Genomic DNA, 25,559 nt, shown 5'->3' on the forward strand with positions numbered 1-25,559 from the left:
TTAAGGAATTTATCCCTTATATCGATCCTTACGTTAAGGAACGAAAAAAATGGTATAGTGCTGATGCTACTATCGGCTCACTCTTCTTGAACTACAAGAAACAACCACTATCTTCACAAGGTATTGCATCCGTGATCCATAGAATTTCCACGGTTGCTAATAAACCTTTATCAGCTCTCATTCTAAAGCAGACACACAAGGATCTTTTGGAACTAGTCCAAAGACAAAAATAATATGTAACCACGTACTTTTTTCTCATATATGAGAGTTTTTGTAGATTTTCGTACCTTTTTCTCATGTATTACAAGATCCTCTATCCCCCTTTTGTTATTTTAATTCAATTTTTCAATAAATAAAAAAGAGAGACTTAAATAGTACTCTCTTTTTTTAATTTCATTATCGGATATAGAGTGACATGAAAAAATCATTGTGAGGTATATTGTAGTATTGTTTTGTAATCTCTGAAGAGAATACTAAGCCAACTCTTTCGTATTCGTCCTTGTATCTATCATAGAGTTTTTCAAAATAGTCATGGTTGCTAACGTCACCATAATTTAATTTTATAAGTGGCATTTTTTCCTCATCAAAATAATCATCTAGGTAAGTCAAAATTAAAGAGAATGGACTGTCATTATCTTCTACCAATTCAACAGAAACAATATCGTAAGGCATGATACGTTCTGTCATACACTTCTCTAATAATCTTTCGTTTTCTTGACGTTCATCAATCACTATATCGTGCATGATAGCTTCTGAGATTTGAGATAGAGCATTGACCTCTGGAAGTGCAAACAAGGTCACGTTACTCTCTTGTGTTTTCTCGTAGTAAGAAAAGCCACTATCTCCAAAAGGTACGGTATATAAATTATCAATAAAATTCATAATACGCATATGCAGGCGGTTGTCTTTTGGCTCTGAAATATTATCAAAGACAAAGAAGATTGTATCTCCTCGATAATACTTCTCTTCAAAATATCCCAATATCTTTCCGAGCAGCTTGAAGTGAGGCTCTGTATTCCTGTCATACTCAATAAAATACCTCTGACCTCGAACGAAGATCACTGCATCTGGTACAAGTGATATAAGTTTTCTATTAAACGGGAAAAAGTAAGTGACGTTCAATTCTCTAGGTGATAAATCTGTGCACTGTTCAACGATTAGTCTTTCCGATTTTCAGCGCTAATCTTCTTGTATGATAATCATGTAGATGTATTTTTCTGATGCCATCTTTTCCGCCAGACATTTTGTTTATCTTGAGGCTATAATGCGAACCTTTAAATTCTGTTACCTTTGTCAATTCAATAAGGCCTGGAATCTCATGCATGATATCTAACAACCATTCAGCAAATCCTTTAGTGACATACATAAATTTAGTCTTGCCGATTCTGTAGTTATCTTCAAAATGACTCAGTGGCATATTTCTATTTCCTATGAACGAATATAGTGTTCTGTTATTTAATTCTTTACCTGTGAGAATGAAGTACTGATCTAGGACCATTTCTCTTGAAAAATACTTTAAGCGAATTAAATGATACATGAGTAAGATTGTATCTCTTGTAAAATATATCCTTTCGCTATTGGGGGTTGGCAAATAATAAGCCACCGCATCTTTTGGGATATTCTCTATTTTTTCTTTGCTTTTTCTTTGTTTTCTTTTAGCGTTCATAAATCATTTTCTCTTCTCTATTTTTGTCAAGTATCCTTCTTTCACTTTTTCATATATTTGTATTTCAGACCAATCTTCTTTACGAAATAAATCAGCAATTCTTTTTTCCTCTTCGATAATATTCCCATTGTTTTTCTTTATTTCATATAGATAGACTGTTTCTGATATATAGAGTGTTAATTCTTGACTACTATGATTTACTCCAAACTGCAAAAAAATAGGATAATCATTATAGACCATATGTTTTTTACCTTCGGGTCCTAAAAACTGTTTATATGAGACTAATCTAAGTTTAGTTTGAATACTCTCTATAAAACGTTCAAATTGATTATTAGTATTATTCTCGTAAAGTTCAGTTGCATATTCTGATATAGCTGCAATATCTGAGTATGAGATAGTTACACTCTCTTGTGAGTATATATTATGTATTATCTCTAATATTCCAAAAACAACTTTTAATTCATTTTTAGATAAAGTGCCTAAGTAAAGATAATTAAGCAAATAGCTATTATGATGTATAGCTGCTATATACTCTTTTTGATCTTTTTTTAATTTTGACATTGATTGTACGCTCCTTTTTTTGTTTCTTATATATATTTTATCACGCCTCATTTTACATTCAAAGCTATCATAGCCCAAATCGGACTATGATAGCCGAAAACGGTTTCTTCTCAAAAATCAACTCATTTTTAGCAGCTACAGCACGTTCAATTTATAGTTCAAATTTTAATCATATTCTAAAACATAGTGAAAGTAGAGGTAATACCCCTATAAAGTCACGTTGTTTTAAAATCAACTCCACACTTACAGGGACGTGGGTTTTCGGTTCTTTTTTTGAACCACTATGTTTCTCGACCTAAAAAACGATTAACCACCTCATTCCTATTTCGTTATAAATCAAGCAATATCAAGGAGTTACAACAGCATTTTTTACCTAAGACGTTTCTCAACCTAGAAAATAATTAACCACCTCAGTTTAATATTGCTATAAAGCTAGTAGCACCAACGAGTTAATAAACTCTTTTTTTAATCTCTATCTTTCTCAAAGAAAAAGGGCTGCATACGCAAGCCCCAACTCTTAATATAAGTTCAAATTACAAAAAATCATAGATATCTGTCTGATGTGATGCTTTCTCTGCTTCTATGATTACCTCTGCAGTGGTTGGCATCCGTCTATCCCTAATTACCATCTCATACCCGATAACTTTTCGTCCTTTTTTTACAGTTGTTAAATCTATATCAGCGTTGAATTTCATTTCTAATTCTTCGCATGCCACCATGAGAGCATTCCTCTTAAACAAACCTGCAGGCCATGACTTCTCTTCACCCAAGAACCAATCTTGCCACTCCTCTAAACTTCCCTTAATGGTTGTATATTCTCGATTTCCTAAGCGATATGCTTCCCAAAGTTTCATCAAGATCAAAGAATACTTTGATTTCACATTTCCTAACTCATCCAAATGGAAAGAGTAGTAGTTTCGTTTTAACTCAAAAACTAAAGGTCCAGCATCTTCAGAGAATTTAAACTCTACAAGGCCATCCTCAATAAATCTTATTCTGCTGAAAAGTTGAGTCATGATTATTGATCGTCTACCGTCAGGCAATGTTTCAGGAATATATAGAGCGGTATTCTCGTTAAGTCTCGAAAAAGCTTCTGCAATCCGTCTATAATTTTGACCGTTTTTAGTTAAGCCAAAGTGCTTCATAATGTCAAGGCTATGAACCGTAAAGACATCACCAACTCTACTATCTTTCGTTACAGATGAAAAACAGTAGTCTAAAACCTTGTGTTCAAAAGCTTTTAAATTACCAAAAGCTTTGGCCAAGTCATTCGCCTGGACAACTAAATAATTTTGACGAGAAGCTAGTTCTTCATAGATTTTACTGGATTTTCTATTTGATACCATCTTGTTTACCTTTTACTATGTTTCCTATTATGCTATATTCTATCAATTTTTAAATTTATAGTCAATAATGGGGTACAAAATAGTCATTAATGGGGTACAAAATAGTCATTAATGGGGTACAAAATAGTCATTAATGGGGTACAAAATAGTCAATTATTTATCTGCAACCCCTTGATATTGCTGATTTTCTAAGGTCGACAAAGTAATATAAAGTAATATAAAGTAGATCAGAAAGTAAATTAGAAAGTATCTTCTTAAGAAAAAAATCTATATTTTATTTTTAAAAAATAAAAAAATCTTTCACTCAGTTCACTATTTTCTATCTAGCCACTTGCAAATATAATGGACCAAGATCTCCACTTCAATAGTAAGTAAGATATTTAAAATTATCTCCATCTGTATCCCCTCCTTTTTAGATAAATTTGCAGAAAGGCCCTCTACAACTATGATCGTATCATGACTAAAAAGGGATTTTTTACGGTTTTAGTACTGAACAATATTTAAGTTACCGTCAGGGGCCATATTTTGGCCGTTAAGGGGCATCTAGCTAAAAAGCCGGATAAATTCCACATTGGACTGTCTAAGGGGCAAATATGGCCTTATATAGGCTTAAATCAATATTTACTTTTTTATTTAGCGCTCCTTGATGGCAGCAAGCAACAAAATCAGATAAAAAAGGAGCATGCATTATAACGACAGAAGAAAATTGGAACAAGCAGCAGGAACTATCAGAGAAAGTGTTGAAATCTATACCATGTATAAAAGGATATTCTCAAAAAATTCATGATTTTCATACATATTATGCGTGTAGAATTGTGTAGAATATGCTACAATGTATCCACACAGAACGTTATAATTGTATAGCAGCCAATTTTAGTGGAGGAGAAAAAATGAGTGTTCAAATAAGCATCCGAGTTTCTAAGGAACAGAAAGAGAAGCTTGTAGAATTAGCTAAAAATGAAAATAAGACAATCACGCAATACATACTTGATAGATGTATTGTAGAAGATAGCTACACAGAATCTAGCAGTATAGATGATGCTAGCAATCGTGTAGAAACTGTATTGCAGGAGCAAATTAAGCAGCTTCGTGAGGATTTTGATAATGAACGACGTTTTTTAATCTCTCAGATTGATGAAAAAGATGATCAAATTGCCAATATGTTGGACACTAACAACAATCAACTCCAACTTATTGGAGCACTGACTATCAAAAATGAAACATTACTTTTAGAAACAAAGAAGAACTGGTGGCAACGTTTGTTTTCAAAAAAAATAACTAATTAGTTGTATGTGAGTGAGAATTTCGTTTTGATAAATTTAAAAGAACAAATAGATAACCTTTGTAAATAGAAAGGGGTAACACTATGTTTTGGGCGAAAATTTTTTATATATTTTTATTTTTGATCGTTGTCGAAACTACAGGCTTGTTGTTGTTGAAAAACGGTCTTGAAAGAGGTTATTTAGATACAGGATCTATCATCCTTGCAGTTTTTTCATTTGCTTTCTACAACCTATGTTCATTCGGTTATGTCTACTTTACAATAAAAAATAAATAGACGTATTTTCAAAAAAAGATTACACATTTATATCAGTAAAACAACGATTTAAATCGTCGTTTTTTTGTATAACTCCCCCTGAAATTTATTTTAATTATGCAAATTTCACGTATTTTTGGTGCTAAGACAACGATCCTGAGAGTTTTTCAGACTTTTTTGCATACAACACATCAGTAGAAACCCCTAGAGGCGCAAAAGATTTGGGCGTTTTTTAGATGCTTTCCTAAAAGAAAGCAACTTTCCGAAAAAGACCAATTTTTCGGAAAATTGTCTATTTGTCAAAATATGGCAGAACTCGTGATTGTAACTCTTTTAAAAGGATTACATACTCTTCAAGCTGGTCAGATGTGTAGTTTTTAATAACCCAATAATCACGTGAATACTTTTTGTCAGTAAAGTCATTTCTCCAAATTTCTTTTAGACCATCTGGAGCTAAATCAATTGTAGTCGCACCTTGTCCAATCTCTTCAAGTGCTTTTTCTGTTTCTTTTTTTGTCCAAGTTTTCTGAACATGATAACGCCAACTTGTCTGACCGCAATCTGCAAATATGGAGACTTTTAATTCCTCTACCTCTTTAAGTAGTTGTTCTTTTGTTGTCATAAATACGACCTATCAGGCTGTTCAGCCTGCCTTTCTTCTTTTATGCTTATATTATACGAAACCACGAATTAAAAAACTAACTATTTTTTAATTTATCCATTTAACCCAAAACGTCTTAAAACGTTGATATTATCGAGTTTTTGTTATATCATTTTTTTACAAATAATTAGCAAACTAACTTTTTTAGGAGTTTTATATGGAAATTACTTTTAATTTAGACAAGCTACGGGGGATAGACTTCATACGACCATTAGATTGGAAAAGTCTCGAAAAACTACATAATGATGTAAACAGAGAAAATTGGGAGATGTTTTTTAGACCCTCTGAACTAGAAAAAGTATTTACAAGCACTTTAAAAATCACATCTAGAGATTTAAGAGAATTCCTTGATGATGTTTTTGGAATAAGCATGTCAGTAGATTCCACTAATAATCGTAATCAGCTGAATGCTATAATTAAAAAATATGCTCCAACAAAAAGAGGCCATCGAACTATATTAAATTACTATCAATTTCGTGATTTAATCTTATCAGATGATTTTAATAGGTTTGTACTAAGAAAGCAAGATGAATCAAAATCAAATAATAAACGCTTAATGTACGAGGAACTTATGTACTTACAAGTGAATAAGTTCAAGGAATCGAACTTGTATCAAGAACAAAAAAAGAAAGATACTATATACTATGCGAGCGCATTGTCTCTTGTAGAAGGATTTGACCAAGTTCTAAAACAATACTACTCAATGTTTTTAGACCTCTGGCATATTCAACAAGTTGATTATAGATATATAGAAGCTCCAGCTGAAACAAAACAAATGTTAGATATTATATCTTATCGATTTAGACAAAAATCTCCGTTAGTTTATAAGTTTGATTCCCGTGACGACGTGTACAATACAGACAAAAATCAAATTATTGAATGGTTCTTAAGAGACGTGGAAAGATGGGCAAATAATGAAATAAAATAGTCTACTTCACCAATTTTCTGCATGTTTCATGATATAATATAAACATGCAGAAAGTCACGGAAGTAGGGAAATTCTCCCAAGAAATCATTACTGAGTTTGGTCTCTCATATAATGAAAATGACCCAATTATTTTGGCGAAAAATCGTAAAAAGCATATGCTGAAACGACACGGGGACGAGTTCGCCGATTTTGAAAAAAACGTACAGTCAAATTCCAGATATTTTAACAACCCCAGATTATGTAGGGTTACACCCTGACGGAAAATCTTTACAATTTGTAAAATTGCTCGAAGAGAATACTCTAGTTGCTGTTCGTCTTGACCCTAAAAATGGAAGTGTTCGCACCATGTACCCATTAACGGACAATAAACTCAAGAATTATCTGGACGCCAAAAGAATGCGGAAAATGTAGATTTTCTTGATAAAAAGGACGAAAAAGTAACTTTTTTTTGTATTTTTTATATCTCTGTGATATACTTTAAGTAAGTGAGAAAAAGGAAAATAATAAGGACGGAACAGGCAGCCGTCACGCCCTCGTGGTCTTAAAGAGATGTGGGAAGGTCACCCCACTATTATTTTCTTTTAATCTTTTAATAAAAAAAATAACCCCTACGGCGGTAGGGGTTATTTTTTTATTATGGCTTGAAGCATAATCACTTGACTTTTATCTAACTGTATGCTAGAATTTATATATCTAGTTATTAACTAGACTGTAACTAGCACAATTTATATTGCTAGTATATCTGAAAAAAATATTAATTTACCGGAGGTCAAATTTATGTCGGTTACGTATAGCGTTGCTCTCCCTGTCGTAGGGATTGATATTTGCTCGGCAAAAGAGGTGCTGGATGCTCACTTAGAGAAAGCTAACGAAGTAGGTTCTGTATACTTCAGCACAAGTAACAGAATGGATCCTAAAAAACTTACAAAAGTAAGTAAAATATTGCTTGTGAGTAAAGAATTTACTTATATTGCTGATTTGGTACTTTACCAATTTTTTAATAAAAAATCAGCTCCTTTGGATGCTGCTATTTATGCTCCAAGCCTATTTGCAGACGATCAAGATTATCACTGGCTGAAACTTAAAAATATCAGAGAAATCAGCTTGGATGAATTGAATACTTTTCAAATGATAAACAAGGAAGCTCAAGAAAAATACAATGGTGTTGGGAACTATGTCGAAAATACAGGGCGCTTGCAAGTGTTCTATGCAAAAAAAACAAGCTAATTATAATCAACAACTAGAAAAGAGCATTTCGTGTAAACGAGATGCTTTTTTATCTGTAAAATTTGTAGCCTATTAAACTAGAAACTCGGCTTCTCGATGGCTCGAATCAAGTTTTCCCTATCATACTTTGATTTACCCATGATTTTCTGTTACTCTAGTAATAGATAAAATTACAAGGTGAAATCATGACAAAATTAGAGAAAAAATATGACGAATTAGAGGGTTTTTGGTCTCCTGCCGTTCGATTATATATAGACTATTTTTTTACTACAAATAAAAGGGACTTGTATAGCTATCGCAAATTAAATAGTTTGAAAAAATTCCTCGATTTCTACGCAGGTAACCATCTAAAAAAGTCCACCAATGAATTAACCATGGATGATTTAGAGCAAACACCTGTAGAAGTTGTTGCAGATTATGTCAACTCTTTAGAGCTAAAACCAGACGGTAAAAAACGATTTATTAGTGTCTTAAACTCATTCTGGAACTACTACACTGTTGTATCCTTCTCAGGTGATAGAAAAGCCCCACACTTCTACCGCAATGTTATGGACGAATGGATCAATGAGTATGGCATACTTTCTCTTTTTACATCAAAAAGAGGAGCAGGGAACACAGTACGAGTAGTTCATTATGATTTGCCACATATGCTATACTTTTTTGATGAAATTGATAAGAATGAGAAACCTACGAGTCCCTATGACTTCTTCCTTGATCTTGATGAAGAAGCAGGATCATCTAAATTGCTGAAAAATAAAGACAGGGATTTAGCAATCATCGCTTTACTTGCTGGAACTGGAGTTGATCTTAAACAATTAGCGCAAACTACTTATAGAGATATTGACTTACACAAACAGACGCTAATAGTTACATCTCCTAAAGGTGAACGAATTAAGAAACCTATTTTAAGTGAATTTATCCACTATATCTCACCGTACATCAAAGAAAGAGAGAAAATAGCATCTACTAATGCTAGTGATTCTCTATTTCTCGACTTCAAAAGAAGACCACTAACTGCTCCAAAAATATCAGGAGTAATAAGTAGGATAGAGCGCATTTTTGAAAAATCTTTATCCGCAGCCATTTTAAAACAGACTCATTCGTGCATTCTACTTGAGAAAAACAAGGATTTTTTGGATCTAATTCAAAGAGAAAAGTAAAATGCAGCCAAATTCATGCACTTTTTCTCATATATTCCGAACTTTTCATGTTTTTGGTAGCTATGCTGCTACTTTTAAATCAAAAAAACCTACATTTCTGCTACCTTTCCCCCCTTTTCTGCTACTTTTAAAAATAAAAGCCTATACCTATACGATTTATGGACTAAAAAACCGTCCTACTATTACTATTAAAAAGAGGAAATAAAAATATTTTATGAATAAATTAGAACAGAATTATCAAGAATTGGAGAGCATTCTTTCTCCAGATATTCATTTATACCTAGATTACTTTTTCACTACGAATAAAAGGAACACCTCTAGCTACTATAAGCTAGTTGAGTTGAGAAAGTTTCTGGACTTCTATGCAGATGAGTATCTAAAGAAATCTATCAGCGAAATCACTATGGACGACTTAGAGCAAACCCCTCTTGATGCAGTCGTTGATTATGTAGGCTCACTAAGGCTCAAACCAAATGGCAAGAAACTAGTCATTAAGATTTTGAGTGCCTTCTGGAACTACTACACCGTAGCATCTTTCACAATCGATAAACAAGCGCCTCACTTCTATCGTAACGTGATGAACGAGTGGGAGGTTGTTTATGGTGCTGCTACTCTTTCCTCACAAGGTAAACCAAAGGAAAATACAGACTATATCGAAAGTTACAATCTTCAAGAAATCCTTGACTATCTGGATATGATAGACAATTATCTTGTAACATACCTTACCAAAACAAAAGCACGAAATTGGGAGCGAAACAAGGAACGTGATTTAGCGATTGTTGCCTTGCTTGCTGGAGCTGGAGTTGATATTGAACAACTCGCACAAGCTACGTATCGAGATATAGACCTACGAAAGAAAACTTTGACGGTTGTTAATCATAGAGGAGAGCTTGTCCAAAAATCAATCATTAAGGAATTTATCCCTTATATCGATCCTTACGTTAAGGAACGAAAAAAATGGTATAGTGCTGATGCTACTATCGGCTCACTCTTCTTGAACTACAAGAAACAACCACTATCTTCACAAGGTATTGCATCCGTGATCCATAGAATTTCCACGGTTGCTAATAAACCTTTATCAGCTCTCATTCTAAAGCAGACACACAAGGATCTTTTGGAACTAGTCCAAAGACAAAAATAATATGTAACCACGTACTTTTTTCTCATATATGAGAGTTTTTGTAGATTTTCGTACCTTTTTCTCATGTATTACAAGATCCTCTATCCCCCTTTTGTTATTTTAATTCAATTTTTCAATAAATAAAAAAGAGAGACTTAAATAGTACTCTCTTTTTTTAATTTCATTATCGGATATAGAGTGACATGAAAAAATCATTGTGAGGTATATTGTAGTATTGTTTTGTAATCTCTGAAGAGAATACTAAGCCAACTCTTTCGTATTCGTCCTTGTATCTATCATAGAGTTTTTCAAAATAGTCATGGTTGCTAACGTCACCATAATTTAATTTTATAAGTGGCATTTTTTCCTCATCAAAATAATCATCTAGGTAAGTCAAAATTAAAGAGAATGGACTGTCATTATCTTCTACCAATTCAACAGAAACAATATCGTAAGGCATGATACGTTCTGTCATACACTTCTCTAATAATCTTTCGTTTTCTTGACGTTCATCAATCACTATATCGTGCATGATAGCTTCTGAGATTTGAGATAGAGCATTGACCTCTGGAAGTGCAAACAAGGTCACGTTACTCTCTTGTGTTTTCTCGTAGTAAGAAAAGCCACTATCTCCAAAAGGTACGGTATATAAATTATCAATAAAATTCATAATACGCATATGCAGGCGGTTGTCTTTTGGCTCTGAAATATTATCAAAGACAAAGAAGATTGTATCTCCTCGATAATACTTCTCTTCAAAATATCCCAATATCTTTCCGAGCAGCTTGAAGTGAGGCTCTGTATTCCTGTCATACTCAATAAAATACCTCTGACCTCGAACGAAGATCACTGCATCTGGTACAAGTGATATAAGTTTTCTATTAAACGGGAAAAAGTAAGTGACGTTCAATTCTCTAGGTGATAAATCTGTGCACTGTTCAACGATTAGTCTTCCGATTTTCAGCGCTAATCTTCTTGTATGATAATCATGTAGATGTATTTTTCTGATGCCATCTTTTCCGCCAGACATTTTGTTTATCTTGAGGCTATAATGCGAACCTTTAAATTCTGTTACCTTTGTCAATTCAATAAGGCCTGGAATCTCATGCATGATATCTAACAACCATTCAGCAAATCCTTTAGTGACATACATAAATTTAGTCTTGCCGATTCTGTAGTTATCTTCAAAATGACTCAGTGGCATATTTCTATTTCCTATGAACGAATATAGTGTTCTGTTATTTAATTCTTTACCTGTGAGAATGAAGTACTGATCTAGGACCATTTCTCTTGAAAAATACTTTAAGCGAATTAAATGATACATGAGTAAGATTGTATCTCTTGTAAAATATATCCTTTCGCTATTGGGGGTTGGCAAATAATAAGCCACCGCATCTTTTGGGATATTCTCTATTTTTTCTTTGCTTTTTCTTTGTTTTCTTTTAGCGTTCATAAATCATTTTCTCTTCTCTATTTTTGTCAAGTATCCTTCTTTCACTTTTTCATATATTTGTATTTCAGACCAATCTTCTTTACGAAATAAATCAGCAATTCTTTTTTCCTCTTCGATAATATTCCCATTGTTTTTCTTTATTTCATATAGATAGACTGTTTCTGATATATAGAGTGTTAATTCTTGACTACTATGATTTACTCCAAACTGCAAAAAAATAGGATAATCATTATAGACCATATGTTTTTTACCTTCGGGTCCTAAAAACTGTTTATATGAGACTAATCTAAGTTTAGTTTGAATACTCTCTATAAAACGTTCAAATTGATTATTAGTATTATTCTCGTAAAGTTCAGTTGCATATTCTGATATAGCTGCAATATCTGAGTATGAGATAGTTACACTCTCTTGTGAGTATATATTATGTATTATCTCTAATATTCCAAAAACAACTTTTAATTCATTTTTAGATAAAGTGCCTAAGTAAAGATAATTAAGCAAATAGCTATTATGATGTATAGCTGCTATATACTCTTTTTGATCTTTTTTTAATTTTGACATTGATTGTACGCTCCTTTTTTTGTTTCTTATATATATTTTATCACGCCTCATTTTACATTCAAAGCTATCATAGCCCAAATCGGACTATGATAGCCGAAAACGGTTTCTTCTCAAAAATCAACTCATTTTTAGCAGCTACAGCACGTTCAATTTATAGTTCAAATTTTAATCATATTCTAAAACATAGTGAAAGTAGAGGTAATACCCCTATAAAGTCACGTTGTTTTAAAATCAACTCCACACTTACAGGGACGTGGGTTTTCGGTTCTTTTTTTGAACCACTATGTTTCTCGACCTAAAAAACGATTAACCACCTCATTCCTATTTCGTTATAAATCAAGCAATATCAAGGAGTTACAACAGCATTTTTTACCTAAGACGTTTCTCAACCTAGAAAATAATTAACCACCTCAGTTTAATATTGCTATAAAGCTAGTAGCACCAACGAGTTAATAAACTCTTTTTTAATCTCTATCTTTCTCAAAGAAAAAGGGCTGCATACGCAAGCCCCAACTCTTAATATAAGTTCAAATTACAAAAAATCATAGATATCTGTCTGATGTGATGCTTTCTCTGCTTCTATGATTACCTCTGCAGTGGTTGGCATCCGTCTATCCCTAATTACCATCTCATACCCGATAACTTTTCGTCCTTTTTTTACAGTTGTTAAATCTATATCAGCGTTGAATTTCATTTCTAATTCTTCGCATGCCACCATGAGAGCATTCCTCTTAAACAAACCTGCAGGCCATGACTTCTCTTCACCCAAGAACCAATCTTGCCACTCCTCTAAACTTCCCTTAATGGTTGTATATTCTCGATTTCCTAAGCGATATGCTTCCCAAAGTTTCATCAAGATCAAAGAATACTTTGATTTCACATTTCCTAACTCATCCAAATGGAAAGAGTAGTAGTTTCGTTTTAACTCAAAAACTAAAGGTCCAGCATCTTCAGAGAATTTAAACTCTACAAGGCCATCCTCAATAAATCTTATTCTGCTGAAAAGTTGAGTCATGATTATTGATCGTCTACCGTCAGGCAATGTTTCAGGAATATATAGAGCGGTATTCTCGTTAAGTCTCGAAAAAGCTTCTGCAATCCGTCTATAATTTTGACCGTTTTTAGTTAAGCCAAAGTGCTTCATAATGTCAAGGCTATGAACCGTAAAGACATCACCAACTCTACTATCTTTCGTTACAGATGAAAAACAGTAGTCTAAAACCTTGTGTTCAAAAGCTTTTAAATTACCAAAAGCTTTGGCCAAGTCATTCGCCTGGACAACTAAATAATTTTGACGAGAAGCTAGTTCTTCATAGATTTTACTGGATTTTCTATTTGATACCATCTTGTTTACCTTTTACTATGTTTCCTATTATGCTATATTCTATCAATTTTTAAATTTATAGTCAATAATGGGGTACAAAATAGTCATTAATGGGGTACAAAATAGTCATTAATGGGGTACAAAATAGTCATTAATGGGGTACAAAATAGTCAATTATTTATCTGCAACCCCTTGATATTGCTGATTTTCTAAGGTCGACAAAGTAATATAAAGTAATATAAAGTAGATCAGAAAGTAAATTAGAAAGTATCTTCTTAAGAAAAAAATCTATATTTTATTTTTAAAAAATAAAAAAATCTTTCACTCAGTTCACTATTTTCTATCTAGCCACTTGCAAATATAATGGACCAAGATCTCCACTTCAATAGTAAGTAAGATATTTAAAATTATCTCCATCTGTATCCCCTCCTTTTTAGATAAATTTGCAGAAAGGCCCTCTACAACTATGATCGTATCATGACTAAAAAGGGATTTTTTACGGTTTTAGTACTGAACAATATTTAAGTTACCGTCAGGGGCCATATTTTGGCCGTTAAGGGGCATCTAGCTAAAAAGCCGGATAAATTCCACATTGGACTGTCTAAGGGGCAAATATGGCCTTATATAGGCTTAAATCAATATTTACTTTTTTATTTAGCGCTCCTTGATGGCAGCAAGCAACAAAATCAGATAAAAAAGGAGCATGCATTATAACGACAGAAGAAAATTGGAACAAGCAGCAGGAACTATCAGAGAAAGTGTTGAAATCTATACCATGTATAAAAGGATATTCTCAAAAAATTCATGATTTTCATACATATTATGCGTGTAGAATTGTGTAGAATATGCTACAATGTATCCACACAGAACGTTATAATTGTATAGCAGCCAATTTTAGTGGAGGAGAAAAAATGAGTGTTCAAATAAGCATCCGAGTTTCTAAGGAACAGAAAGAGAAGCTTGTAGAATTAGCTAAAAATGAAAATAAGACAATCACGCAATACATACTTGATAGATGTATTGTAGAAGATAGCTACACAGAATCTAGCAGTATAGATGATGCTAGCAATCGTGTAGAAACTGTATTGCAGGAGCAAATTAAGCAGCTTCGTGAGGATTTTGATAATGAACGACGTTTTTTAATCTCTCAGATTGATGAAAAAGATGATCAAATTGCCAATATGTTGGACACTAACAACAATCAACTCCAACTTATTGGAGCACTGACTATCAAAAATGAAACATTACTTTTAGAAACAAAGAAGAACTGGTGGCAACGTTTGTTTTCAAAAAAATAACTAATTAGTTGTATGTGAGTGAGAATTTCGTTTTGATAAATTTAAAAGAACAAATAGATAACCTTTGTAAATAGAAAGGGGTAACACTATGTTTTGGGCGAAAATTTTTTATATATTTTTATTTTTGATCGTTGTCGAAACTACAGGCTTGTTGTTGTTGAAAAACGGTCTTGAAAGAGGTTATTTAGATACAGGATCTATCATCCTTGCAGTTTTTTCATTTGCTTTCTACAACCTATGTTCATTCGGTTATGTCTACTTTACAATAAAAAATAAATAGACGTATTTTCAAAAAAAGATTACACATTTATATCAGTAAAACAACGATTTAAATCGTCGTTTTTTTGTATAACTCCCCCTGAAATTTATTTTAATTATGCAAATTTCACGTATTTTTGGTGCTAAGACAACGATCCTGAGAGTTTTTCAGACTTTTTTGCATACAACACATCAGTAGAAACCCCTAGAGGCGCAAAAGATTTGGGCGTTTTTTAGATGCTTTCCTAAAAGAAAGCAACTTTCCGAAAAAGACCAATTTTTCGGAAAATTGTCTATTTGTCAAAATATGGCAGAACTCGTGATTGTAACTCTTTTAAAAGGATTACATACTCTTCAAGCTGGTCAGATGTGTAGTTTTTAATAACCCAATAATCACGTGAATACTTTTTGTCAGTAAAGTCATTTCTCCAAATTTCTTTTAGACCATCTGGAGCTAAATCAATTGTAGTCGCACCTTGTCCAATCTCTTCAAGTGCTTTTTCTGTTTCTTTTTTTGTCCAAGTTTTCTGAACATGATAACGCCAACTTGTCTGACCGCAATCTGCAAATATGGAGACTTTTAATTCCTCTACCTCTTTAAGTAGTTGTTCTTTTGTTGTCATAAATACGACCTATCAGGCTGTTCAGCCTGCCTTTCTTCTTTTATGCTTATATTATACGAAACCACGAATTAAAAAACTAACTATTTTTTAATTTATCCATTTAACCCAAAACGTCTTAAAACGTTGATATTATCGAGTTTTTGTTATATCATTTTTTTACAAATAATTAGCAAACTAACTTTTTTAGGAGTTTTATATGGAAATTACTTTTAATTTAGACAAGCTACGGGGGATAGACTTCATACGACCATTAGATTGGAAAAGTCTCGAAAAAACTACATAATGATGTAAACAGAGAAAATTGGGAGATGTTTTTTTAGACCCTCTGAACTAGAAAAAGTATTTACAAGCACTTTAAAAATCACATCTAGAGATTTAAGAGAATTCCTTGATGATGTTTTTGGAATAAGCATGTCAGTAGATTCCACTAATAATCGTAATCAGCTGAATGCTATAATTAAAAAATATGCTCCAACAAAAAGAGGCCATCGAACTATATTAAATTACTATCAATTTCGTGATTTAATCTTATCAGATGATTTTAATAGGTTTGTACTAAGAAAGCAAGATGAATCAAAATCAAATAATAAACGCTTAATGTACGAGGAACTTATGTACTTACAAGTGAATAAGTTCAAGGAATCGAACTTGTATCAAGAACAAAAAAAGAAAGATACTATATACTATGCGAGCGCATTGTCTCTTGTAGAAGGATTTGACCAAGTTCTAAAACAATACTACTCAATGTTTTTAGACCTCTGGCATATTCAACAAGTTGATTATAGATATATAGAAGCTCCAGCTGAAACAAAACAAATGTTAGATATTATATCTTATCGATTTAGACAAAAATCTCCGTTAGTTTATAAGTTTGATTCCCGTGACGACGTGTACAATACAGACAAAAATCAAATTATTGAATGGTTCTTAAGAGACGTGGAAAGATGGGCAAATAATGAAATAAAATAGTCTACTTCACCAATTTTCTGCATGTTTCATGATATAATATAAACATGCAGAAAGTCACGGAAGTAGGGAAATTCTCCCAAGAAATCATTACTGAGTTTGGTCTCTCATATAATGAAAATGACCCAATTATTTTGGCGAAAAATCGTAAAAAGCATATGCTGAAACGACACGGGGACGAGTTCGCCGATTTTGAAAAAACGTACAGTCAAATTCCAGATATTTTAACAACCCCAGATTATGTAGGGTTACACCCTGACGGAAAATCTTTACAATTTGTAAAATTGCTCGAAGAGAATACTCTAGTTGCTGTTCGTCTTGACCCTAAAAATGGAAGTGTTCGCACCATGTACCCATTAACGGACAATAAACTCAAGAATTATCTGGACGCCAAAAGAATGCGGAAAATGTAGATTTTCTTGATAAAAAGGACGAAAAAGTAACTTTTTTTTGTATTTTTTATATCTCTGTGATATACTTTAAGTAAGTGAGAAAAAGGAAAATAATAAGGACGGAACAGGCAGCCGTCACGCCCTCGTGGTCTTAAAGAGATGTGGGAAGGTCACCCCACTATTATTTTCTTTTAATCTTTTAATAAAAAAATAACCCCTACGGCGGTAGGGGTTATTTTTTTATTATGGCTTGAAGCATAATCACTTGACTTTTATCTAACTGTATGCTAGAATTTATATATCTAGTTATTAACTAGACTGTAACTAGCACAATTTATATTGCTAGTATATCTGAAAAAAATATTAATTTACCGGAGGTCAAATTTATGTCGGTTACGTATAGCGTTGCTCTCCCTGTCGTAGGGATTGATATTTGCTCGGCAAAAGAGGTGCTGGATGCTCACTTAGAGAAAGCTAACGAAGTAGGTTCTGTATACTTCAGCACAAGTAACAGAATGGATCCTAAAAAACTTACAAAAGTAAGTAAAATATTGCTTGTGAGTAAAGAATTTACTTATATTGCTGATTTGGTACTTTACCAATTTTTTAATAAAAAATCAGCTCCTTTGGATGCTGCTATTTATGCTCCAAGCCTATTTGCAGACGATCAAGATTATCACTGGCTGAAACTTAAAAATATCAGAGAAATCAGCTTGGATGAATTGAATACTTTTCAAATGATAAACAAGGAAGCTCAAGAAAAATACAATGGTGTTGGGAACTATGTCGAAAATACAGGGCGCTTGCAAGTGTTCTATGCAAAAAAAACAAGCTAATTATAATCAACAACTAGAAAAGAGCATTTCGTGTAAACGAGATGCTTTTTTATCTGTAAAATTTGTAGCCTATTAAACTAGAAACTCGGCTTCTCGATGGCTCGAATCAAGTTTTCCCTATCATACTTTGATTTACCCATGATTTTCTGTTACTCTAGTAATAGATAAAATTACAAGGTGAAATCATGACAAAATTAGAGAAAAAATATGACGAATTAGAGGGTTTTTGGTCTCCTGCCGTTCGATTATATATAGACTATTTTTTTACTACAAATAAAAGGGACTTGTATAGCTATCGCAAATTAAATAGTTTGAAAAAATTCCTCGATTTCTACGCAGGTAACCATCTAAAAAAGTCCACCAATGAATTAACCATGGATGATTTAGAGCAAACACCTGTAGAAGTTGTTGCAGATTATGTCAACTCTTTAGAGCTAAAACCAGACGGTAAAAAACGATTTATTAGTGTCTTAAACTCATTCTGGAACTACTACACTGTTGTATCCTTCTCAGGTGATAGAAAAGCCCCACACTTCTACCGCAATGTTATGGACGAATGGATCAATGAGTATGGCATACTTTCTCTTTTTACATCAAAAAGAGGAGCAGGGAACACAGTACGAGTAGTTCATTATGATTTGCCACATATGCTATACTTTTTTGATGAAATTGATAAGAATGAGAAACCTACGAGTCCCTATGACTTCTTCCTTGATCTTGATGAAGAAGCAGGATCATCTAAATTGCTGAAAAATAAAGACAGGGATTTAGCAATCATCGCTTTACTTGCTGGAACTGGAGTTGATCTTAAACAATTAGCGCAAACTACTTATAGAGATATTGACTTACACAAACAGACGCTAATAGTTACATCTCCTAAAGGTGAACGAATTAAGAAACCTATTTTAAGTGAATTTATCCACTATATCTCACCGTACATCAAAGAAAGAGAGAAAATAGCATCTACTAATGCTAGTGATTCTCTATTTCTCGACTTCAAAAGAAGACCACTAACTGCTCCAAAAATATCAGGAGTAATAAGTAGGATAGAGCGCATTTTTGAAAAATCTTTATCCGCAGCCATTTTAAAACAGACTCATTCGTGCATTCTACTTGAGAAAAACAAGGATTTTTTGGATCTAATTCAAAGAGAAAAGTAAAATGCAGCCAAATTCATGCACTTTTTCTCATATATTCCGAACTTTTCATGTTTTTGGTAGCTATGCTGCTACTTTTAAATCAAAAAAACCTACATTTCTGCTACCTTTCCCCCCTTTTCTGCTACTTTTAAAAATAAAAGCCTATACCTATACGATTTATGGACTAAAAAACCGTCCTACTATTACTATTAAAAAGAGGAAATAAAAATATTTTATGAATAAATTAGAACAGAATTATCAAGAATTGGAGAGCATTCTTTCTCCAGATATTCATTTATACCTAGATTACTTTTTCACTACGAATAAAAGGAACACCTCTAGCTACTATAAGCTAGTTGAGTTGAGAAAGTTTCTGGACTTCTATGCAGATGAGTATCTAAAGAAATCTATCAGCGAAATCACTATGGACGACTTAGAGCAAACCCCTCTTGATGCAGTCGTTGATTATGTAGGCTCACTAAGGCTCAAACCAAATGGCAAGAAACTAGTCATTAAGATTTTGAGTGCCTTCTGGAACTACTACACCGTAGCATCTTTCACAATCGATAAACAAGCGCCTCACTTCTATCGTAACGTGATGAACGAGTGGGAGGTTGTTTATGGTGCTGCTACTCTTTCCTCACAAGGTAAACCAAAGGAAAATACAGACTATATCGAAAGTTACAATCTTCAAGAAATCCTTGACTATCTGGATATGATAGACAATTATCTTGTAACATACCTTACCAAAACAAAAGCACGAAATTGGGAGCGAAACAAGGAACGTGATTTAGCGATTGTTGCCTTGCTTGCTGGAGCTGGAGTTGATATTGAACAACTCGCACAAGCTACGTATCGAGATATAGACCTACGAAAGAAAACTTTGACGGTTGTTAATCATAGAGGAGAGCTTGTCCAAAAATCAATCATTAAGGAATTTATCCCTTATATCGATCCTTACGTTAAGGAACGAAAAAAAATGGTATAGTGCTGATGCTACTATCGGCTCACTCTTCTTGAACTACAAGAAACAACCACTATCTTCACAAGGTATTGCATCCGTGATCCATAGAATTTCCACGGTTGCTAATAAACCTTTATCAGCTCTCATTCTAAAGCAGACACACAAGGATCTTTTGGAACTAGTCCAAAGACAAAAATAATATGTAACCACGTACTTTTTTCTCATATATGAGAGTTTTTGTAGATTTTCGTACCTTTTTCTCATGTATTACAAGATCCTCTATCCCCCTTTTGTTATTTTAATTCAATTTTTCAATAAATAAAAAAGAGAGACTTAAATAGTACTCTCTTTTTTTAATTTCATTATCGGATATAGAGTGACATGAAAAAATCATTGTGAGGTATATTGTAGTATTGTTTTGTAATCTCTGAAGAGAATACTAAGCCAACTCTTTCGTATTCGTCCTTGTATCTATCATAGAGTTTTTCAAAATAGTCATGGTTGCTAACGTCACCATAATTTAATTTTATAAGTGGCATTTTTTCCTCATCAAAATAATCATCTAGGTAAGTCAAAATTAAAGAGAATGGACTGTCATTATCTTCTACCAATTCAACAGAAACAATATCGTAAGGCATGATACGTTCTGTCATACACTTCTCTAATAATCTTTCGTTTTCTTGACGTTCATCAATCACTATATCGTGCATGATAGCTTCTGAGATTTGAGATAGAGCATTGACCTCTGGAAGTGCAAACAAGGTCACGTTACTCTCTTGTGTTTTCTCGTAGTAAGAAAAGCCACTATCTCCAAAAGGTACGGTATATAAATTATCAATAAAATTCATAATACGCATATGCAGGCGGTTGTCTTTTGGCTCTGAAATATTATCAAAGACAAAGAAGATTGTATCTCCTCGATAATACTTCTCTTCAAAATATCCCAATATCTTTCCGAGCAGCTTGAAGTGAGGCTCTGTATTCCTGTCATACTCAATAAAATACCTCTGACCTCGAACGAAGATCACTGCATCTGGTACAAGTGATATAAGTTTTCTATTAAACGGGAAAAAAGTAAGTGACGTTCAATTCTCTAGGTGATAAATCTGTGCACTGTTCAACGATTAGTCTTCCGATTTTCAGCGCTAATCTTCTTGTATGATAATCATGTAGATGTATTTTTCTGATGCCATCTTTTCCGCCAGACATTTTGTTTATCTTGAGGCTATAATGCGAACCTTTAAATTCTGTTACCTTTGTCAATTCAATAAGGCCTGGAATCTCATGCATGATATCTAACAACCATTCAGCAAATCCTTTAGTGACATACATAAATTTAGTCTTGCCGATTCTGTAGTTATCTTCAAAATGACTCAGTGGCATATTTCTATTTCCTATGAACGAATATAGTGTTCTGTTATTTAATTCTTTACCTGTGAGAATGAAGTACTGATCTAGGACCATTTCTCTTGAAAAATACTTTAAGCGAATTAAATGATACATGAGTAAGATTGTATCTCTTGTAAAATATATCCTTTCGCTATTGGGGGTTGGCAAATAATAAGCCACCGCATCTTTTGGGATATTCTCTATTTTTTCTTTGCTTTTTCTTTGTTTTCTTTTAGCGTTCATAAATCATTTTCTCTTCTCTATTTTTGTCAAGTATCCTTCTTTCACTTTTTCATATATTTGTATTTCAGACCAATCTTCTTTACGAAATAAATCAGCAATTCTTTTTTTCCTCTTCGATAATATTCCCATTGTTTTTCTTTATTTCATATAGATAGACTGTTTCTGATATATAGAGTGTTAATTCTTGACTACTATGATTTACTCCAAACTGCAAAAAAATAGGATAATCATTATAGACCATATGTTTTTTACCTTCGGGTCCTAAAAACTGTTTATATGAGACTAATCTAAGTTTAGTTTGAATACTCTCTATAAAACGTTCAAATTGATTATTAGTATTATTCTCGTAAAGTTCAGTTGCATATTCTGATATAGCTGCAATATCTGAGTATGAGATAGTTACACTCTCTTGTGAGTATATATTATGTATTATCTCTAATATTCCAAAAACAACTTTTAATTCATTTTTAGATAAAGTGCCTAAGTAAAGATAATTAAGCAAATAGCTATTATGATGTATAGCTGCTATATACTCTTTTTGATCTTTTTTTTAATTTTGACATTGATTGTACGCTCCTTTTTTTGTTTCTTATATATATTTTATCACGCCTCATTTTACATTCAAAGCTATCATAGCCCAAATCGGACTATGATAGCCGAAAACGGTTTCTTCTCAAAAATCAACTCATTTTTAGCAGCTACAGCACGTTCAATTTATAGTTCAAATTTTAATCATATTCTAAAACATAGTGAAAGTAGAGGTAATACCCCTATAAAGTCACGTTGTTTTAAAATCAACTCCACACTTACAGGGACGTGGGTTTTCGGTTCTTTTTTTGAACCACTATGTTTCTCGACCTAAAAAACGATTAACCACCTCATTCCTATTTCGTTATAAATCAAGCAATATCAAGGAGTTACAACAGCATTTTTTTACCTAAGACGTTTCTCAACCTAGAAAATAATTAACCACCTCAGTTTAATATTGCTATAAAGCTAGTAGCACCAACGAGTTAATAAACTCTTTTTTAATCTCTATCTTTCTCAAAGAAAAAGGGCTGCATACGCAAGCCCCAACTCTTAATATAAGTTCAAATTACAAAAAATCATAGATATCTGTCTGATGTGATGCTTTCTCTGCTTCTATGATTACCTCTGCAGTGGTTGGCATCCGTCTATCCCTAATTACCATCTCATACCCGATAACTTTTCGTCCTTTTTTTACAGTTGTTAAATCTATATCAGCGTTGAATTTCATTTCTAATTCTTCGCATGCCACCATGAGAGCATTCCTCTTAAACAAACCTGCAGGCCATGACTTCTCTTCACCCAAGAACCAATCTTGCCACTCCTCTAAACTTCCCTTAATGGTTGTATATTCTCGATTTCCTAAGCGATATGCTTCCCAAAGTTTCATCAAGATCAAAGAATACTTTGATTTCACATTTCCTAACTCATCCAAATGGAAAGAGTAGTAGTTTCGTTTTAACTCAAAAACTAAAGGTCCAGCATCTTCAGAGAATTTAAACTCTACAAGGCCATCCTCAATAAATCTTATTCTGCTGAAAAGTTGAGTCATGATTATTGATCGTCTACCGTCAGGCAATGTTTCAGGAATATATAGAGCGGTATTCTCGTTAAGTCTCGAAAAAGCTTCTGCAATCCGTCTATAATTTTGACCGTTTTTAGTTAAGCCAAAGTGCTTCATAATGTCAAGGCTATGAACCGTAAAGACATCACCAACTCTACTATCTTTCGTTACAGATGAAAAACAGTAGTCTAAAACCTTGTGTTCAAAAGCTTTTAAATTACCAAAAGCTTTGGCCAAGTCATTCGCCTGGACAACTAAATAATTTTGACGAGAAGCTAGTTCTTCATAGATTTTACTGGATTTTCTATTTGATACCATCTTGTTTACCTTTTACTATGTTTCCTATTATGCTATATTCTATCAATTTTTAAATTTATAGTCAATAATGGGGTACAAAATAGTCATTAATGGGGTACAAAATAGTCATTAATGGGGTACAAAATAGTCATTAATGGGGTACAAAATAGTCAATTATTTATCTGCAACCCCTTGATATTGCTGATTTTCTAAGGTCGACAAAGTAATATAAAGTAATATAAAGTAGATCAGAAAGTAAATTAGAAAGTATCTTCTTAAGAAAAAAATCTATATTTTATTTTTAAAAAATAAAAAAATCTTTCACTCAGTTCACTATTTTCTATCTAGCCACTTGCAAATATAATGGACCAAGATCTCCACTTCAATAGTAAGTAAGATATTTAAAATTATCTCCATCTGTATCCCCTCCTTTTTAGATAAATTTGCAGAAAGGCCCTCTACAACTATGATCGTATCATGACTAAAAAGGGATTTTTTACGGTTTTAGTACTGAACAATATTTAAGTTACCGTCAGGGGCCATATTTTGGCCGTTAAGGGGCATCTAGCTAAAAAGCCGGATAAATTCCACATTGGACTGTCTAAGGGGCAAATATGGCCTTATATAGGCTTAAATCAATATTTACTTTTTTATTTAGCGCTCCTTGATGGCAGCAAGCAACAAAATCAGATAAAAAAGGAGCATGCATTATAACGACAGAAGAAAATTGGAACAAGCAGCAGGAACTATCAGAGAAAGTGTTGAAATCTATACCATGTATAAAAGGATATTCTCAAAAAATTCATGATTTTCATACATATTATGCGTGTAGAATTGTGTAGAATATGCTACAATGTATCCACACAGAACGTTATAATTGTATAGCAGCCAATTTTAGTGGAGGAGAAAAAAATGAGTGTTCAAATAAGCATCCGAGTTTCTAAGGAACAGAAAGAGAAGCTTGTAGAATTAGCTAAAAATGAAAATAAGACAATCACGCAATACATACTTGATAGATGTATTGTAGAAGATAGCTACACAGAATCTAGCAGTATAGATGATGCTAGCAATCGTGTAGAAACTGTATTGCAGGAGCAAATTAAGCAGCTTCGTGAGGATTTTGATAATGAACGACGTTTTTTAATCTCTCAGATTGATGAAAAAGATGATCAAATTGCCAATATGTTGGACACTAACAACAATCAACTCCAACTTATTGGAGCACTGACTATCAAAAATGAAACATTACTTTTAGAAACAAAGAAGAACTGGTGGCAACGTTTGTTTTCAAAAAAAATAACTAATTAGTTGTATGTGAGTGAGAATTTCGTTTTGATAAATTTAAAAGAACAAATAGATAACCTTTGTAAATAGAAAGGGGTAACACTATGTTTTGGGCGAAAATTTTTTATATATTTTTATTTTTGATCGTTGTCGAAACTACAGGCTTGTTGTTGTTGAAAACGGTCTTGAAAGAGGTTATTTAGATACAGGATCTATCATCCTTGCAGTTTTTTTCATTTGCTTTCTACAACCTATGTTCATTCGGTTATGTCTACTTTACAATAAAAATAAATAGACGTATTTTCAAAAAAAGATTACACATTTATATCAGTAAAACAACGATTTAAATCGTCGTTTTTTTGTATAACTCCCCCTGAAATTTATTTTAATTATGCAAATTTCACGTATTTTTGGTGCTAAGACAACGATCCTGAGAGTTTTTCAGACTTTTTTCATACAACACATCAGTAGAACCCCTAGAGGCGCAAAAGATTTGGGCGTTTTTTTAGATGCTTTCCTAAAAGAAAGCAACTTTCCGAAAAAGACCAAATTTTTCGGAAAATTGTCTATTTGTCAAAATATGGCAGAACTCGTGATTGTAACTCTTTTAAAAAGGATTACATACTCTTCAAGCTGGTCAGATGTGTAGTTTTTAATAACCCAATAATCACGTGAATACTTTTTGTCAGTAAAGTCATTTCTCCAAATTTCTTTTAGACCATCTGGAGCTAAATC

At 33.0% G+C, this 25,559-nt stretch carries 26 protein-coding genes and 1 pseudogene; 14 read left to right on the top strand and 13 right to left on the bottom strand.

What is annotated here, in order from left to right:
- A pseudogene (locus tag DXN33_RS09705) lies at positions 1-233 on the top strand (recombinase XerS); the annotation flags it as partial.
- Positions 234-396: 163 nt separating this feature from the next.
- Here DXN33_RS09705 and DXN33_RS09845 read toward each other — a convergent pair.
- The 4 genes from DXN33_RS09845 to DXN33_RS09460 form a co-directional block, all read right to left on the bottom strand.
- A complete protein-coding gene (locus DXN33_RS09845; RefSeq protein ID WP_258864278.1) occupies positions 397-981 on the bottom strand; it encodes a hypothetical protein in 585 nt (194 codons plus the stop codon).
- 169 nt (positions 982-1,150) lie between these two features.
- Positions 1,151-1,666 (bottom strand): hypothetical protein, encoded by a 516-nt coding sequence (locus DXN33_RS09850; protein WP_258864279.1) that lies wholly within the window; start codon positions 1,664-1,666, stop codon positions 1,151-1,153.
- A gap of 3 nt (positions 1,667-1,669) precedes the next feature.
- Entirely contained in the window at positions 1,670-2,227 is a 558-nt protein-coding gene (locus DXN33_RS09455) for a hypothetical protein (protein WP_115904953.1), read from the bottom strand.
- Between the two features lie 533 nt (positions 2,228-2,760).
- A complete protein-coding gene (locus tag DXN33_RS09460) occupies positions 2,761-3,573 on the bottom strand; it encodes a replication initiation protein (RefSeq protein WP_000254442.1) in 813 nt (270 codons plus the stop codon).
- A gap of 890 nt (positions 3,574-4,463) precedes the next feature.
- On the opposite strand from DXN33_RS09460, the gene DXN33_RS09465 reads away from it, so the two are divergent.
- On the top strand, positions 4,464-4,859 hold the full coding sequence (locus tag DXN33_RS09465) for a hypothetical protein (protein ID WP_115904954.1): 396 nt from the start codon (positions 4,464-4,466) through the stop codon (positions 4,857-4,859).
- A 543-nt stretch (positions 4,860-5,402) separates the two neighbouring features.
- Here DXN33_RS09465 and DXN33_RS09475 read toward each other — a convergent pair.
- Complete coding sequence (locus tag DXN33_RS09475) at positions 5,403-5,732, bottom strand: hypothetical protein (protein ID WP_115904956.1); 330 nt, start codon at positions 5,730-5,732, stop codon at positions 5,403-5,405.
- 196 nt (positions 5,733-5,928) lie between these two features.
- On the opposite strand from DXN33_RS09475, the gene DXN33_RS09480 reads away from it, so the two are divergent.
- From DXN33_RS09480 to DXN33_RS09505, 5 genes are all read left to right on the top strand, one after another.
- Entirely contained in the window at positions 5,929-6,699 is a 771-nt protein-coding gene (locus DXN33_RS09480) for a hypothetical protein (protein WP_115904957.1), read from the top strand.
- Between the two features lie 189 nt (positions 6,700-6,888).
- Complete coding sequence (locus tag DXN33_RS09855) at positions 6,889-7,110, top strand: PBECR2 nuclease fold domain-containing protein (RefSeq protein WP_258864281.1); 222 nt, start codon at positions 6,889-6,891, stop codon at positions 7,108-7,110.
- 366 nt (positions 7,111-7,476) lie between these two features.
- On the top strand, positions 7,477-7,926 hold the full coding sequence (locus tag DXN33_RS09490) for a hypothetical protein (protein ID WP_115904958.1): 450 nt from the start codon (positions 7,477-7,479) through the stop codon (positions 7,924-7,926).
- Positions 7,927-8,111: 185 nt separating this feature from the next.
- Positions 8,112-9,086 carry a tyrosine-type recombinase/integrase gene (locus DXN33_RS09495; protein WP_115904959.1) on the top strand — a complete coding sequence of 325 codons (975 nt, stop codon included), beginning with the start codon at positions 8,112-8,114 and terminating at the stop codon, positions 9,084-9,086.
- 214 nt (positions 9,087-9,300) lie between these two features.
- Entirely contained in the window at positions 9,301-10,227 is a 927-nt protein-coding gene (locus tag DXN33_RS09505) for a recombinase XerS (protein WP_115904961.1), read from the top strand.
- A gap of 163 nt (positions 10,228-10,390) precedes the next feature.
- Here the strand turns inward: DXN33_RS09505 and DXN33_RS09510 are convergent, their stop codons facing one another.
- From DXN33_RS09510 to DXN33_RS09520, 3 genes are all read right to left on the bottom strand, one after another.
- Positions 10,391-11,659 carry a hypothetical protein gene (locus DXN33_RS09510; protein ID WP_115904962.1) on the bottom strand — a complete coding sequence of 423 codons (1,269 nt, stop codon included), beginning with the start codon at positions 11,657-11,659 and terminating at the stop codon, positions 10,391-10,393.
- A gap of 3 nt (positions 11,660-11,662) precedes the next feature.
- Positions 11,663-12,220, bottom strand: a complete 558-nt coding sequence (locus tag DXN33_RS09515; protein ID WP_115904953.1) for a hypothetical protein — start codon at positions 12,218-12,220, stop codon at positions 11,663-11,665.
- Positions 12,221-12,752: 532 nt separating this feature from the next.
- Complete coding sequence (locus tag DXN33_RS09520; RefSeq protein ID WP_000254442.1) at positions 12,753-13,565, bottom strand: replication initiation protein; 813 nt, start codon at positions 13,563-13,565, stop codon at positions 12,753-12,755.
- Between the two features lie 890 nt (positions 13,566-14,455).
- On the opposite strand from DXN33_RS09520, the gene DXN33_RS09525 reads away from it, so the two are divergent.
- Positions 14,456-14,842: a hypothetical protein gene (locus tag DXN33_RS09525; protein ID WP_115904963.1), complete on the top strand. Its 387-nt coding sequence runs from the start codon at positions 14,456-14,458 to the stop codon at positions 14,840-14,842.
- 551 nt (positions 14,843-15,393) lie between these two features.
- Here the strand turns inward: DXN33_RS09525 and DXN33_RS09535 are convergent.
- Positions 15,394-15,723, bottom strand: a complete 330-nt coding sequence (locus DXN33_RS09535) for a hypothetical protein (RefSeq protein ID WP_115904956.1) — start codon at positions 15,721-15,723, stop codon at positions 15,394-15,396.
- 411 nt (positions 15,724-16,134) lie between these two features.
- Between DXN33_RS09535 and DXN33_RS09540 the strand changes: the two genes are divergently transcribed.
- From DXN33_RS09540 to DXN33_RS09565, 5 genes are all read left to right on the top strand, one after another.
- Positions 16,135-16,692, top strand: coding sequence for a hypothetical protein (locus DXN33_RS09540; protein ID WP_115904964.1), 558 nt, complete (start codon positions 16,135-16,137; stop codon positions 16,690-16,692).
- A 44-nt stretch (positions 16,693-16,736) separates the two neighbouring features.
- The gene (locus DXN33_RS09545) at positions 16,737-17,102 is read left to right on the top strand and encodes a PBECR2 nuclease fold domain-containing protein (RefSeq protein WP_181897314.1); all 366 of its coding nucleotides are present in this window, start codon (positions 16,737-16,739) and stop codon (positions 17,100-17,102) included.
- 365 nt (positions 17,103-17,467) lie between these two features.
- A complete protein-coding gene (locus tag DXN33_RS09550; protein ID WP_115904958.1) occupies positions 17,468-17,917 on the top strand; it encodes a hypothetical protein in 450 nt (149 codons plus the stop codon).
- Between the two features lie 185 nt (positions 17,918-18,102).
- Positions 18,103-19,077, top strand: a complete 975-nt coding sequence (locus DXN33_RS09555; protein ID WP_115904959.1) for a tyrosine-type recombinase/integrase — start codon at positions 18,103-18,105, stop codon at positions 19,075-19,077.
- Positions 19,078-19,291: 214 nt separating this feature from the next.
- Positions 19,292-20,044 carry a recombinase XerS gene (locus DXN33_RS09565; RefSeq protein WP_258864282.1) on the top strand — a complete coding sequence of 251 codons (753 nt, stop codon included), beginning with the start codon at positions 19,292-19,294 and terminating at the stop codon, positions 20,042-20,044.
- Between the two features lie 338 nt (positions 20,045-20,382).
- On the opposite strand, the gene DXN33_RS09860 is transcribed toward DXN33_RS09565, so the two are convergent.
- The 4 genes from DXN33_RS09860 to DXN33_RS09580 form a co-directional block, all read right to left on the bottom strand.
- Positions 20,383-20,967, bottom strand: coding sequence for a hypothetical protein (locus DXN33_RS09860; RefSeq protein WP_258864278.1), 585 nt, complete (start codon positions 20,965-20,967; stop codon positions 20,383-20,385).
- A 112-nt stretch (positions 20,968-21,079) separates the two neighbouring features.
- The gene (locus DXN33_RS09865; protein WP_258864283.1) at positions 21,080-21,652 is read right to left on the bottom strand and encodes a hypothetical protein; all 573 of its coding nucleotides are present in this window, start codon (positions 21,650-21,652) and stop codon (positions 21,080-21,082) included.
- Positions 21,653-21,743: 91 nt separating this feature from the next.
- The gene (locus DXN33_RS09575; protein ID WP_258864284.1) at positions 21,744-22,154 is read right to left on the bottom strand and encodes a hypothetical protein; all 411 of its coding nucleotides are present in this window, start codon (positions 22,152-22,154) and stop codon (positions 21,744-21,746) included.
- A 594-nt stretch (positions 22,155-22,748) separates the two neighbouring features.
- Entirely contained in the window at positions 22,749-23,561 is an 813-nt protein-coding gene (locus DXN33_RS09580; RefSeq protein ID WP_000254442.1) for a replication initiation protein, read from the bottom strand.
- 891 nt (positions 23,562-24,452) lie between these two features.
- Between DXN33_RS09580 and DXN33_RS09585 the strand changes: the two genes are divergently transcribed.
- Positions 24,453-24,848 (top strand): hypothetical protein, encoded by a 396-nt coding sequence (locus DXN33_RS09585; RefSeq protein ID WP_115904954.1) that lies wholly within the window; start codon positions 24,453-24,455, stop codon positions 24,846-24,848.
- Positions 24,849-25,559: the final 711 nt, after the last annotated feature.

Source organism: Streptococcus sp. NM, from assembly GCF_003390135.1.
Taxonomy (GTDB): Bacteria; Bacillota; Bacilli; order Lactobacillales; family Streptococcaceae; genus Streptococcus.